The sequence below is a fragment of the Cryobacterium sp. TMT4-10 genome (genome assembly GCF_004403275.1).
In the GTDB taxonomy this organism is placed as follows: Bacteria; Actinomycetota; Actinomycetes; order Actinomycetales; family Microbacteriaceae; genus Cryobacterium; species Cryobacterium shii.
Genome location: NZ_SOGU01000018.1, coordinates 22,272 through 35,389, shown reverse-complemented (window position 1 = coordinate 35,389; position 13,118 = coordinate 22,272). Strand labels below are relative to the sequence as shown.

At 69.9% G+C, this 13,118-nt stretch carries 11 protein-coding genes; 1 reads left to right on the top strand and 10 read right to left on the bottom strand.

What is annotated here, in order from left to right:
• Positions 1-327: 327 nt before the first annotated feature.
• The 4 genes from E3T42_RS02240 to E3T42_RS02225 all read right to left on the bottom strand — a co-directional run bounded on the left by E3T42_RS02240 (position 328) and on the right by E3T42_RS02225 (position 6,096).
• A complete protein-coding gene (locus tag E3T42_RS02240; protein WP_134366385.1) occupies positions 328-2,601 on the bottom strand; it encodes a polyribonucleotide nucleotidyltransferase in 2,274 nt (757 codons plus the stop codon).
• A 277-nt stretch (positions 2,602-2,878) separates the two neighbouring features.
• Positions 2,879-3,844: a dihydroorotate oxidase electron transfer subunit gene (locus tag E3T42_RS02235; protein WP_198416017.1), complete on the bottom strand. Its 966-nt coding sequence runs from the start codon at positions 3,842-3,844 to the stop codon at positions 2,879-2,881.
• The gene (locus E3T42_RS02230; RefSeq protein WP_134366386.1) at positions 3,841-4,818 is read right to left on the bottom strand and encodes a dihydroorotate dehydrogenase; all 978 of its coding nucleotides are present in this window, start codon (positions 4,816-4,818) and stop codon (positions 3,841-3,843) included. Before E3T42_RS02230 ends, E3T42_RS02235 begins: the two co-directional genes overlap by 4 nt.
• A gap of 144 nt (positions 4,819-4,962) precedes the next feature.
• Positions 4,963-6,096 carry an LLM class flavin-dependent oxidoreductase gene (locus E3T42_RS02225; protein WP_134366387.1) on the bottom strand — a complete coding sequence of 378 codons (1,134 nt, stop codon included), beginning with the start codon at positions 6,094-6,096 and terminating at the stop codon, positions 4,963-4,965.
• 86 nt (positions 6,097-6,182) lie between these two features.
• On the opposite strand from E3T42_RS02225, the gene E3T42_RS02220 reads away from it, so the two are divergent.
• A complete protein-coding gene (locus E3T42_RS02220; RefSeq protein ID WP_370261490.1) occupies positions 6,183-7,904 on the top strand; it encodes an alpha-glucosidase in 1,722 nt (573 codons plus the stop codon).
• Positions 7,905-7,907: 3 nt separating this feature from the next.
• Here E3T42_RS02220 and E3T42_RS02215 read toward each other — a convergent pair whose 3' ends face one another.
• The 6 genes from E3T42_RS02215 to E3T42_RS02190 form a co-directional block, all read right to left on the bottom strand.
• Complete coding sequence (locus E3T42_RS02215) at positions 7,908-8,372, bottom strand: VanZ family protein (RefSeq protein ID WP_134402384.1); 465 nt, start codon at positions 8,370-8,372, stop codon at positions 7,908-7,910.
• 64 nt (positions 8,373-8,436) lie between these two features.
• Entirely contained in the window at positions 8,437-9,972 is a 1,536-nt protein-coding gene (locus E3T42_RS02210; protein ID WP_134366389.1) for an amino acid permease, read from the bottom strand.
• Positions 9,973-10,008: 36 nt separating this feature from the next.
• Positions 10,009-11,121 carry an ABC transporter ATP-binding protein gene (locus E3T42_RS02205; protein ID WP_160141014.1) on the bottom strand — a complete coding sequence of 371 codons (1,113 nt, stop codon included), beginning with the start codon at positions 11,119-11,121 and terminating at the stop codon, positions 10,009-10,011.
• Positions 11,118-11,807, bottom strand: coding sequence for a molybdate ABC transporter permease subunit (gene modB / locus E3T42_RS02200; RefSeq protein ID WP_198416019.1), 690 nt, complete (start codon positions 11,805-11,807; stop codon positions 11,118-11,120). Before modB ends, E3T42_RS02205 begins: the two co-directional genes overlap by 4 nt.
• 3 nt (positions 11,808-11,810) lie before the next feature.
• Entirely contained in the window at positions 11,811-12,686 is an 876-nt protein-coding gene (gene modA, locus E3T42_RS02195; RefSeq protein WP_198416021.1) for a molybdate ABC transporter substrate-binding protein, read from the bottom strand.
• Between the two features lie 11 nt (positions 12,687-12,697).
• Entirely contained in the window at positions 12,698-13,108 is a 411-nt protein-coding gene (locus E3T42_RS02190; RefSeq protein ID WP_134366390.1) for a molybdopterin-binding protein, read from the bottom strand.
• Positions 13,109-13,118: the final 10 nt, after the last annotated feature.

The following is a 13,118-nucleotide window of genomic DNA, read 5'->3' as shown; positions in this document are numbered from 1 at the left end:
GGCGGCGGCCGGGGCGGCGGCCGGGGCGGCCGGGGCGGCGGTCGGGGCTGCGGTCGGGGCTGCGGTGGCCGGGGCTGAAACGGCGCCGACGACCAGGCCGAAGCTCAATAGGGAGATGGCGCCGAGGCGCGACAGGGAACGCAGGCGGTTCTCAGAATTCATCATGGGCGCAGGCTAGCGCGATGCCGACGGCGTCAACTAGGACGGGTTGTGACCCCAGCTAGGGGGGGTGCGTCCGGGCGCGCAAAAAGCCCGCCCTGCCGTAACAGGACGGGCTTTCCGTCTTACCGACTAACCTGGCGAGAGGTTGTCGGCAGATCTAGCGGACTACGCCTCGGTCGAAACCGGTGCGTCCTCGGTGCCGGCCTCAGCCGACTCTTCGAGTACCGGGGCGAGCGAGAGCTTGCCACGGTCGTCAATCTTGGTGATCTCAACGAGGACCTTCTGGCCCACGCCGAGCACGTCTTCGACGTTCTCCACGCGCTTTCCGCCGGCGAGCTTGCGCACCTCGGAGATGTGCAGCAGGCCGTCCTTGCCCGGGAGCAGCGAGACGAAGGCGCCGAACGCGGCGATCTTCACGACAGTTCCGAGGAACTGCTCGCCAACCTCGGGGTTGGTGGGGTTCGCGATGGAGTTGACCATGGCGCGGGCGGCCTCGGCCGACGGTCCGTCGACGGCGCCGATGTACACGGTGCCGTCCTCCTCGATGGAGATGTCGGCGCCGGTCTCGTCCTGGATCCCGTTGATCGTCTTGCCCTTCGGGCCGATCAGCTCGCCGATCTTGTCGACGGGGATCTGCACGCTGATCACGCGGGGCGCGGTCGGTGCCATCTCGTCCGGGCGGTCGATGGCGGCATTCAGCACGGCGAGGATGGTCGTGCGAGCATCCTTGGCCTGGGTGAGTGCGCCGGCGAGCACCGAGGCGGGGATGCCGTCGAGCTTGGTGTCGAGCTGGATCGCGGTGACGAATTCGCTGGTTCCGGCGACCTTGAAGTCCATGTCGCCGAGGGCGTCTTCGGCGCCGAGGATGTCGGTCAGAGCCGCGTAGCGGGTCTTGCCTTCAACGGTGTCGGAGATGAGGCCCATCGCGATGCCGGCGACCGGGGCGCGCAGCGGCACTCCGGCGTTCAGCAGCGACAGGGTCGAGGCGCAGACGGAACCCATCGAGGTGGATCCGTTGGAGCTGAGCGCCTCGGAGACCTGACGGATGGCGTACGGGAACTCCTCGCGCGTCGGCAGCACGGGGACCAGGGCACGCTCAGCGAGCGCGCCGTGGCCGATCTCGCGGCGCTTCGGGGTTCCGACCCGGCCGGTTTCACCGGTGGAGTAGGGCGGGAAGTTGTAGTTGTGCATGTAGCGCTTCTTGGTGACCGGGCTCAGGGAGTCGATCGTCTGCTCCAGCTTGAGCATGTTCAGCGTGGTGACACCCAGGATCTGGGTCTCGCCGCGCTGGAAGATGGCCGAGCCGTGCACGCGCGGGATGATGGCAACCTCGGCGTCGAGCGGGCGGATGTCCGCGAGCCCACGGCCGTCGATGCGGATGCCCTCGTTGAGCACGCGTGAGCGCACGACGAGCTTGGTGACCGACTTGTACGCGGCGGACACCTGGTTGTTGGCGCCGGCGTCGAGCTCTCCGGCGTCGACCTTCGCGGCGATGGCGTCCTTGACGCGGGCCTTGAGGGCGTCATCGGCGTCCTGGCGGGCGACCTTGTCGGCGATCTGGTAGACGCCCTTGAGCTCCTCGTAGGCGAGGGCCGCGACGGCGTCGTAGGTGGCCGGCTGGTAGGACGGGAACACCGGGTAGTTGCCGGTGGCCTTGGAAGCGGAGTCCGCGACCTTCTGCTGCGCTTCGATGAGCTGCTTGATGAAGGGCTTCGAGGCTTCGATGCCCTCGGCGATGACCTCTTCGTTGGGCTTGATGGCGCCGCCCTTGATCAGGTTCCAGGCGTTGTCGGTGGCTTCGGCCTCGATCATCATGATCGCGACGTCCTGGCCGCCATCGGCATCCGTCACCACGCGGCCGGCGACGACCATGCTGAACACGGCGTCGACGATCTGGGAGTGCTTCGGGAAGGCGACCCACTGGCCGGAGCCGTGCTCGTCGGGGATGAGGGCGACACGAACGCCACCGATCGGGCCCGAGAAGGGGAGTCCGGCGATCTGGGTCGACATCGACGCAGCGTTGATGGCCAGAACGTCGTAGTACTCGTCCGGCGCGATGGCCAGAACGGTGACGACAACCTGGATCTCGTTGCGGAGCCCGTCGACGAACGACGGGCGCAGCGGCCGGTCGATCAGGCGGCAGGTGAGGATCGCCTCGGTCGACGGGCGACCTTCGCGGCGGAAGAAGCTGCCCGGGATGCGGCCGGCAGCGTACATGCGCTCCTCGACGTCGATGGTCAGCGGGAAGAAGTCGAAGTTTTCCTTCGGCTGCTTGCTGGCGCTCGTCGCGGAGAGCAGCATGGTTTCGTCGTCGATGTAGGCGGCGGCAGAGCCCTGCGCCTGCTGGGCGAGACGCCCGGTTTCAAAGCGGATGGTGCGCGTGCCGTACTTGCCGTTGTCGATGATGGCTTCGGCGAACGTGATTTCTGGACCCTCCATATGGGGGTTCTCTCCTTTTTGTTTTTTTGCTTCTCGCCATTCTGGCGACGAAGACTCGGTTGCCCGTATGGCGCGCGAGTTGGACTTGGAGCAGGACAGGGGCGCTGCTGGCCACCAGTAGAAATTCACCAACAACGGATGCTGCCACCGAGTTGGGAAACCACCACCGAGGACCAGCGTGCTGCCGGTCTGCTCCGTTAGTGCTCGGCCAATCCACGGATTGACCTCCTCAAGCCTAACAGAAGACGCTCAGACTGCCGGGTTTGCGGGCCGGGTCCTAGAGTGCGGCGTCGAACACCGGGCCGTCGACGCAGACCAGCGGCCCCTCGACGGCGGGATCCGTGGCCACGGGCGCGGCGCAGCCGTGGCAGTAGCCGAGGCCGCAGGCCATGTGGGCCTCCAGCGAGACCTGCACCGGCACACCCCACTCGGCGCCGAGTTCGGCGGCGAGGCGGGCGAGCACGCCGGCGCCGCAGACCAGGATCACGTCGGGCGGGCCCGCGTCGAACCGGGCGCGCAGCCGTGCGGCGAGGGCGGGCATCCGGCTGCTTCCGTCGTCGTCGGTGACCGGGATCACCTCGGCACCCAGTTCGGCGCAGTCGGCGAGGCCGATCAGGTTGGCGCGGGACCGGCCGCTGACCACGACGGTGGCCTTGAGGCCGAGCCGGGCGGCATCTTCGACCGAGCCCATGACGGCGCAGACGCCGACGCCCCGGCCGATCATCAGGGCCGTGCGGGCCTGCTGCGCGCCGGTCGCGGTCGGGAGGGCGGCATCCGGGAACTCGAAGCCGCGTCCCAGCGGGCCGGTGACCAGGAGGCGCTCCCCCACGGCGACGTCGGCGAGCGCGGTGGTGCCGCGGCCGGCCACGCCGTAGACGACCTCGACGGTGCCCTGCTCCGGGTGCCGGCGGTGGATGGCCATCGGGCGGGGCAGCAGGATGCGCTCCCCTCCCTTCGGCGGCACGGTGATCATCAGGAACTGGCCGGCCAGCGCGGTCGCCGCGATGGTCCGGGTGGCGAGCACGAGCCAGTGGTAGCGCTCCCCCACGATGTCGTGCACCAGCACCGGGGCGTCGTCCCAGACCGGCTCGGGCCGGGGCATCCGTTCGGGCGGACGCACCGAGAGCAGACCGTCGATGGCCGCTTCGTCGGCCGCGGCGAATTCGCGCTGGCGGCGAAGGGCGGCGAGCTGGGAGGTTTCGGCCGGCTCCGGCGTGGTGCTCGGCTCCGGCGTGACGGTCATTCGGCTCTCCAGAGTTCGATCAGGGCGTTGATGTCGCCGGCGCCGTCGGTGAGACAGCGGTCCTGCAGGGCGCGCACGATCTCGACCATGGCGAAGGGCCGCCCGAAGCTGGCCGTGCCGACCTGGATCGCGGTGGCCCCGACCGAGAAGTAGTCGAGGGCGTCGTCGACGGTCTCGATGCCGCCGCAGGCGATCACCGGGATCTGAACCGCGCGGGAGGCCAGCCAGACCAGGCGGAGCACGATCGGGCGGATGCCCGGCCCGGAAAGGCCGCCGATGACGTTGCCGAGGGCGGGGGCTCGGGTGTAGCGCTCGAGCGGCAGCGCGGGGATGGAATTGGCCACGCAGACCGCGTCGGCGCCGGCTTCCTCGGCCGCGAGGGCGCAGTCCGCGATCGACGACACCAGCACGGGCAGCTTGACGATCAACGGCTTGTCCGTTTCGAGCCGGGTCGTGCGCACGACCTCCCGGATCGCATCCGGGTCCGAGCCGATGTCGGCGCCGTGGCGGTCGAGGTTCGGGCAGGAGACGTTCAGCTCGTAGGCGACCCCGGAACCGGCCAGGTCGCGCACGACCCGCGCGTACTCGCCCGGGCGGTGGCCGCCCACGCTGATGATCGTGGGCACGCCGAGGGCCTGGTAGTGCGGATGCTGCTGCGCCAGGTAGCCGGCCGCCCCGCGGCTCGGGATGCCGACACTGTTCACCATCCCGGCCCGGATCTCGGTCAGCCGGTGGGCCGGGTTGCCGCCCCTGGGCGTGCCGAACACAGTCTTGGTGACGACCGCGCCGAGCTCGGTGACCGGGATCAGCCGCCCGAGCGAGGGGCCGAAGCAGCCCGAGGCCGGCATCACCGGGTTGGCCAGGGTGAGGCCGCCGATCCGCACGGAGAGGTCGACGGCCGCGGCTGAAGCGGGGCGGGCGTCGAAGAAGGCGCGGCGCGCATCCGTCGTGGCGTCAGGGGGCGCGAGGTTCATGGTCGTCTGCTTCCGCGGCCCGTGAGCATCCGTTCCGCGCCGCACTCCCAGTATCCCGCGCCCAATCTCCCCGCCCAAAATAGGCGCCCCACCCCACCGAGCCGTGAGTTCGGCTGGCTTTTTCGCGAAAAAGTGGGTCGCAACTCACCGCTCGGCGAGGGTGGCGGGCTCGGGGTGGGCCGGGGCGGCCGTCAGGGACGCGGACTTCAGGGCGGCGGCCTTCAGGGAGGCGTGCGTGGGGGCGTCGGGCACGTGCGCCGGACGGTTGGCCGCCAGCTCGCGGCGGAGCACGGGCACGATCTGGCCGCCGAGGATGTCGAGCTGCTCGAGCACGGTCTTCAGCGGCAGCCCGGCGTGGTCGATCAGGAACAGCTGGCGCTGGTAGTCGCCGAAGTAGTCGCGCATGCCCGCGTAGCGGTCGATGATCTGCTGCGGGCTGCCCACGGTGAGCGGGGTCTGCTCGGTGAAGTCCTCGAGGCTCGGCCCGTGGCCGTAGACCGGGGCGTTGTCGAAGTAGGGGCGGAACTCGGTGACGGCGTCCTGCGAGTTCGTGCGGGCGAAGAACTGGCCGCCGAGGCCGACGACGGCCTGATCGGCGGCGCCGTGCCCGTAGTGCTCGAACCGGGACCGGTAGAGGCCGATCAGCTTCGCGTAGTGCTCCCTGGGCCAGAAGATGTTGTTGGCGAAGAAGCCGTCGCCGTAGAACGCGGCCTGCTCGGCGATTTCCGGGCTGCGGATGCTGGCGTGCCAGACGAAGGGCGGCACGCCGTCGAGGGGGCGCGGCGTCGACTGGAACCCCTGCAGCGGGGTGCGGAACTGGCCCTCCCAGTCCACGACGTCTTCGCGCCAGAGGCGGCGGAGCAGCGCGTAGTTCTCCAGGGCCAGCGGGATGCCCTGCCGCACGTCCTGGCCGAACCACGGGTATACCGGGCCGGTGTTGCCGCGGCCGAGCATCAGGTCGACCCGCCCGCCGGAGAGGTGCTGCAGCATGGCGAAGTCTTCGGCGATCTTGACCGGGTCGTTGGTCGTGATCAGCGTGGTCGCCGTGGAAAGGATGATGCGCTCGGTCTGCGCGGCGATGTAGCCGAGCAGGGTCGTGGGCGACGAGGGCACGAACGGCGGGTTGTGGTGCTCGCCGGCGGCGAAGACGTCGAGTCCGACCTCTTCGGCCTTCCGGGCGATGGCGACCATGGCCGTGATGCGCTCGTGCTCGGTGGGGGTTCGGCCGGTCGTCGGGTTGGCCGTCAGGTCACCGACGGTGAAGATTCCGAATTGCATCTGCAGCCTCACTCTCAGCACCCGAAAACGGCGCACGAACAGGCACCGATCCTATTCCTTCCAGGGTGCCATGACAGGATCGGGACATGACAAACCCCGTTCCCACGGCCGTGATGCCCGCCTCCGACAGTGACGCGCCCGCCGGTGCCCCCTGGTGGACGAAGGCGGTCGTCTACCAGGTGTATCCCCGCAGCTTCGCCGACTCCGACGGCGACGGGGTCGGCGACCTCGGCGGCATCCGTTCGAAACTGGACTACCTCGCCGACCTCGGCGTGGACGCCGTCTGGCTCTCCCCGGTCTACCCCTCGCCGCAGCACGACAACGGCTACGACATCAGCGACTACCAGGAGATCGAGCCGGTCTTCGGCAGCCTCGCCGAGTTCGACCTGCTGCTCGCCGAGGCGCACGAACGCGGCATCAAGATCGTGATGGACCTCGTCGTGAACCACACCAGCGACGAGCACGCCTGGTTCCAGGAGTCCCGCAGTTCGCTGACGAACCCGAAGCGCGACTGGTACTGGTGGCGGAAGCCCCAGGCCGACGGGAGCGCCCCGAACGGCTGGGGCAGCGCCTTCAGCGGACCCGCCTGGACCCTCGACGACACGACCGGTGAGTACTACCTGCACCTGTTCGCGAAGCAGCAGCCCGACCTCAACTGGGAGAACCCCGAGGTGCGGCAGGCCGTCTACTCGATGATGAACTGGTGGCTCGACCGCGGCGTCGACGGCTTCCGGATGGACGTGATCAACTTCATCGCCAAGCGGGTCGAGCTGGTCGACGGACCGGCCGCGGCCACCGGCGGCGGCTCCCCGATGGGACCCCAGATCCACGACTTCCTGCAGGAGATGCACCGCGAGGTCTTCGAGGGCCGCCGGGGCGAGCACCTCACGGTCGGCGAGATGCCGGGCGTGAGCACCGACGACGCCCTGCTGTTCACCGATCCGGCCCGGCACGAAGTGGACATGATATTCCAGTTCGAGCATGTGGGCCTCGACCAGGGCGAGCACAAGTTCGACGTACTGCCCCGCAACCTGCCGGCACTGAAGCAGAGCCTCTCCCGCTGGCAGGACGGCCTCGCCGCCACCGGCTGGAACAGCCTCTACCTGAACAACCACGACCAGCCCCGGCTGGTGTCGCGCTTCGGCAATGACACCACCTATCGTTACGAGTCGGCCACGCTCTGGGCGCTGGTGCTGCACCTGCACCGCGGCACGCCCTACATCTACCAGGGCGAGGAGATCGGCATGACGAACGTGCGCTTCGACTTCATCGACGACTACCGCGACCTCGAGTCGTTGAACCACTACCGCGAGGCCGTGGAGGACTTCGACCTCGACCCCGGCACCGTCCTCGCCGGGGTGCAGACCATGGGCCGGGACAACGCCCGCACCCCGATGCAGTGGGATGCCTCCCCGCAGGCGGGCTTCACCACCGGAACGCCGTGGCTGGCGGTCAACCCGAACAGCGCGGACATCAACGTCGCCGCCGACCTCGCCGGGGAGCGCAGCATTTTCCGCTTCTACCGGTCCCTGATCGAGCTGCGGCACGAGAGCGAGGTCGTCGCTCTCGGCGACTTCGCCCTGCTGGAACCCGACCACGAGGCCCTGTATGCCTTCACACGTACGCTCGGCGACGAGACACTTCTCGTCGTCGCGAACGCCTCGGACGCACCGCTGTCCGGCCCACTGCCGGCGGACGTCTCCGGCGCGGAGCTGGTCCTGGCCAACTACCCGGCCGATCCGGATGCCGCCGCCCACCCCACGGAGACGACCCTTCGACCCTGGGAAGCGCGCCTCTACCGGCTGTAGCTGCTACCGGCTGTAGCCGACGGATGCCGCCCGGCCGGCGGCATCCGCCCGGCGGGGCACGATCTTCCAGGCCGTGATGACCAGGGCGACCAGCACCCCGAGGACCGCGCCGGCAGTGTTGGCGACCAGATCGCGGAGATCCGGGTAGCGGGTCGGCAGGAACTGCTGGGTGAACTCGATCGAGCAGGTGAGGGCGACGCCCACGACGATCGCCAGCCACCACTGGCGACGGCCGAAGAGGAGCACCAGGAAGACGCCGATCGGGATGAACATGCCGATGTTGGCGGCGAACTCGACCCGGCCGTAGGTGATCCAGTCGGTGGAGTCGTGCCGGGCGAAGAACCCGAGCGCGCGCAGCAGCCAGCCGTTGTTGGACGTGTTGAGCGGCTGCGGCCCGAGCGTCACCCAGCCCACGAACGCCAGATAGGCGAGCGTGGCCGAGGACAGGACGGGATGGCGGTGCAGCATGGCTCCATCCTCCCCGATCGAGGCTGGGCGTCCACCCCATCCCCAGAACGCGCGGGCGCGGGCGCTACTTGCCCAGCGTGGCCCGTTCTTCGCGGATGACCTCTTCGCGGAAGGTGGCGTCGAAGACGCGCTTCGCCTCGATCCCGACCACCGAGTGGCGACGGCCGTAGAGGAAGTACACGGCGAGGCCGATCGCGAGCCAGACCGCGAAGCGCACCCAGGTGAGCGTCGTGAGGTTGAGCATCAGCCAGAAGCAGAGCGCGGCCGACAGGATCGGCAGGTACGGCGAGAACGGCACCTTGAACGCCCGCGGCAGGTCGGGGCGCTTCTTGCGCAGCACGACCACGGCGATGCTGACCAGCACGAAGGCGGAGAGCGTGCCGATGTTGATCATCTCTTCGAGCACGCCCACGTCGGTGAACCCGGCGATCAGCGCGACGGCGGTGCCGGCGATGATCTGCACGCGCGCCGGGGTGCCGCGCTTGGCGGAGGTGACGCTGAGCCCGCGGGGCAGCAGGCCGTCGCGGCTCATCGCGAAGAGCACGCGGGACAGGCCGAGCAGCAGCACCATGATCACGGTGGTGAGTCCGATCAGGATGCCGACGGAGATGACCTGGGCGGCCCAGCCGGCGCCGACGGAGACGAACGCCGTCGCCAGGGAGGCGTTCGGGTCGTCGGCCAGCACGGTGTAGGGCACCATGCCGGTGAGCACGAGGCTGACGCCGAGGTAGAGCACCGTGACGATGGCCAGGCCGGCGAAGATGCCGCGCGGCAGGGTCTTCTGCGGGTTCTTCACTTCTTCGGCGCTGGTGGCGACGACGTCGAACCCGATGAAGGCGAAGAAGACCAACGAGGCACCGGCAAGCAGGCCGAACAGGCCGTACTGGGCCGGCTGCGCGCCGGTCATGAACGAGAACAGCGACTGCATCCAGACGTCGCCCGCACCGCCAGTCGACGGCACCGACTTCGGGATGAACGGCGTGTAGTTCTCCGGCTTGATGAAGAAGGCGCCGACGACGATCACGAACACGACGATCGCGACCTTGAGGATGGTGAAGACGCTGGCCACCCGGGCGGACAGTTTCGTGCCCAGCACCAGGAGGGTGGTGAAGATGGCGACGATGACGAACGCGCCCCAGCTCACCTGCAGGCCGAACACCGGGATCGTGGCCGGGACATCCCAGTTCCAGAGCTTGAAGACCTCGCTGAGGTAGATGCCCCAGTACTTGGCGATCACGGCGGCGGCGGTCAGCATCTCGAGGATGAGGTCCCAGCCGATGATCCAGGCGAGCAGCTCGCCCAGGGTGGCGTAGGTGAACGTGTACGCCGAGCCGGCCACGGGAACCGCCGAGGCGAACTCCGCGTAACACATGATGGCGAGCGCGCAGGTGACCGCGGCGAGGAGGAACGCCAGGGTGACGGATGGCCCGGCGTAGCTGCCGGCCGCCTTCGCGCCGACCGAGAAGATCCCGGCGCCGACCGCGACGGCCACGCCCATGATCATGAGGTCCCAGGTGCCCAGCGTGCGTTTGAGGCTGTGGCCCTTCTCCTCGGAGTCGGCCATGGAGGCTTCGATGCTCTTGGTGCGCCAGACGCTCATGCGGGAGGTTTCCGTTCCGTTGGGTACCGGACCATATTATTGCGGAGCGAGCTCGGCCAGGTGCACCGACCGGCGATGCACCAGGACCAGCACACGGGAACCCCCCGTGAGGCCGAGCGCCTGGAGCTCGCGTCGGGTGAGGAAACAGACCAGCGGGAAACCGGCATCCACCTGCACCCGGATCAGGGAGGCCTCCTCGATGATTCCCGTCACGACGGCGGGCAGCGAGTTGGTGTCCGGGGGCGCCGCGGAACCCGGATCCGCGCGGAGTCCGACGTCGCCGCCGCGCAGGCAGACCGCCACCGCCTCCCCCGCGGCCAGCGGATGCCGGCGCCACGACGGCAGGTCGGCGACGACGCTCGCCTCCCCCACCCGCAGCCGCACGGTGCCGCGGTCGACCGACACGACCCGGGCCGGGCTGATCGTGTCCATGCCGACGACCCGCGCCACCATCGCGTCAGCGGGGCGGTCGAAGACCTCGGCCGGGGGGCCGGTCTGGTGCACGGCGCCGTCGATGAGCACGACGAGCTGGTCGGCCAGGGCGAGGGCCTCGTCCCGGTCATGGGTCACGACCAGAGCCGGGATCCCGGCGTGCAGGATGAGCCGGCGGAGTTCCGAGCGCAGCCGCAGCCGGGTCGGGTCGTCCAGGCCGGCGAGGGGTTCGTCCAGCAGCAGCACGTCGGGCCGGGGCGCGATGGCCCGGGCGAGTGCGACCCGCTGGGCCTCGCCGCCGGAGAGTTCCGCGACGATCCGCTCCTGGAAACCGGGCACCTCGGCCGTGCGCAGGGCGTCGTCGATGATCGCCTGACGCGACGCCCGCGGCATCCGTTTCAGGCCGTAGCCGACGTTCTCGGCCACATTGAGGTGCGGGAACAAGGCCAGGTCCTGGAAGAGGTAGCCGACGTTGCGGCGCCGGGCCGGCACGAACGTGCGGCCGCCGTCGTCCCACAGCGTCGGCCCGAGGGTGATCGTGCCGGAGCTGATCCGGTCGAGGCCGGCCAGGCAACGGATGATCGTGGTCTTGCCCGCCCCCGACGGTCCGAACAGCACCGTGATGCCGGGGTGCTCCAGGTCGAGGTCGAGCCGGGCGCGCACCCGGCGGTGACGGATGTCCAGACGCAGCGCCTTCGACGCCGTTCCGACGCTCACCGCGGCGCCCACAGCAGCGATCCGCGCCGCTGGAAAGCGTAGGTCGCGCTCAGCACGACGAGGGAGAAGACGAGCAGCAGCAGGCTGGTCAGCCCGGCCGTGGCGTAGTCGAAGGACTGCACGGCGTCGTAGACCGACACCGACACTGTGCGGGTCTCCCCCGCGATGTTGCCGCCGACCATCAGCACGACCCCGAATTCGCCCACCGTGTGGGCGAAGGTCAGCACGCCCGCCGTGGCCAGTCCGGCCCGGGACAGCGGCAACACCACCCGGACCAGGCTCTGGCCCCAGGACTTGCCCAGCACGGCCGACGCCTCCAGCAGCCGGCCGTCGACGCCGGCGAACGAGGCGAGCAGGGGCTGCACCGCGAAGGGAAGGCTGTAGATGACGGATGCGATCAGGAGCCCGGTGAAGGAGAAGGCCAGCGTGGTGCCGGTCGTGTCCCGCCACCACCGGCCGAACGGGGAGCCGCTGCCGAGGGCGACGAGCACGTAGTAGCCGAGCACGGTGGGCGGCAGCACCAGCGGGAGGGCGACCACGGCCTCCACGATCACCGTCCAACGGCGACGGGAGAAGGCCAGCCAGGCCGCCAGCGGAATGGCGATGACGAACAGGATGGCCGTCGTCGCCAGCGCGAGCCGGATGCTGACGCCGACGGCCTGCCAGTCCACGGCCTGCCAGCCCACGGTTCAGTTCCCCGGCAGGGTGAAGCCGTAGGCCGTGAGGATGGCCGTGCCCGCGGGGCCGAGCATCGTGTCGCGCACGGTGCGCGCCGCGGCCGGGTCCTGGGCCGCGGAGAGCACGACCCCGCCCTGATCGAGGCGCGGGTAGCTCGCCAGCGGCAGCTCGACCCAGCGGCCGACGCCCTTGAGCGGGTCGGAGAGCACGAGGGACAGCGCCACGATGCCCGCGTCGGCGTTGCCCGACGAGACGAACTCGGCCGCCTGGGCGACGTTCTCGCCGAGCACGAGCTTCGGGCTGACCGCGTCGTACTGCCCGGCCTCCTGCAGGGCGGCGACGGCGGCTTTCCCGTAGGGGGCGTGCTCGGGATTGGCGATGGCCACGGCGGTGACGCCGGGCGAGGCCAGGATGCCCAGGCCGTCCGCCGGGTCCAGGGCCGACCCTTCCGGCACCCACAGCACGAGCCGGCCGACCGCGTACGGGAACAGGTCGGCCTTCTCGGCCAGGCCGGCCTCGACCAGCTGCTGGGGGTAGCTCACATCCGCCGACAGGAACACGTCGAAGGGTGCGCCGTTGCTGATCTGGGTCAGGAACGTGCCCGACGAGCCGTAGGTCGCATCCACCCGGATGCCGGGATTCGTCTTCTCGACCAGGTCGATGATGTCGTCCAGCGCGAACTTCAGGTCGGCGGCGGCGGCCACCCGCACCACCCGGTCGGGGCCGGCCGAATCGGATCCCCCCGGGGCGGCGGGAACGGGAGACGACGCGCACCCGGACAGCGCCGCCAGCACCGCCAGCACGGCCAGCACGGCCACGCCGAGGCCGAGACCCCGGGACGGGCGACGCCGCCCGGCACGGTCGCGGGTCATTCCTGGCCGGGTCATTCCTGGCCGGGTCATTCCTCGTCACCGGGCCGGGACTTCTCCACCACGACCGTCGTGGACTTCACCACGGCCGTCGCCAGCGACCCCGGCTCCAGCTCCAGCTCGTCGGCGGCCTCCCGCGTCATCAGCGACACCAGCCGGAACGGGCCGGCCTGGATCTCGACCACGGCGACGAGCCCGTCGCGCTTCACCTCGGTGACGATGCCCTCGAGGCGGTTGCGCGCCGAACTGGGAAACGGTGCCGCATCCTGCTCCTGGTCCCGGCGCTCCCGCACGAACGCGGCCACCTCGGCCCCGTCGATCACCTGCCGGGATCCCGCCCCGCGGGTGGCGGTCAACCGGCCCTGTTCCACCCACCGGCGAACGGTGTCGTCGCTCACGCGCATCAAGGTCGCCACCTCGCTGATACGCAATTGAGTCATAAAGCCAGAT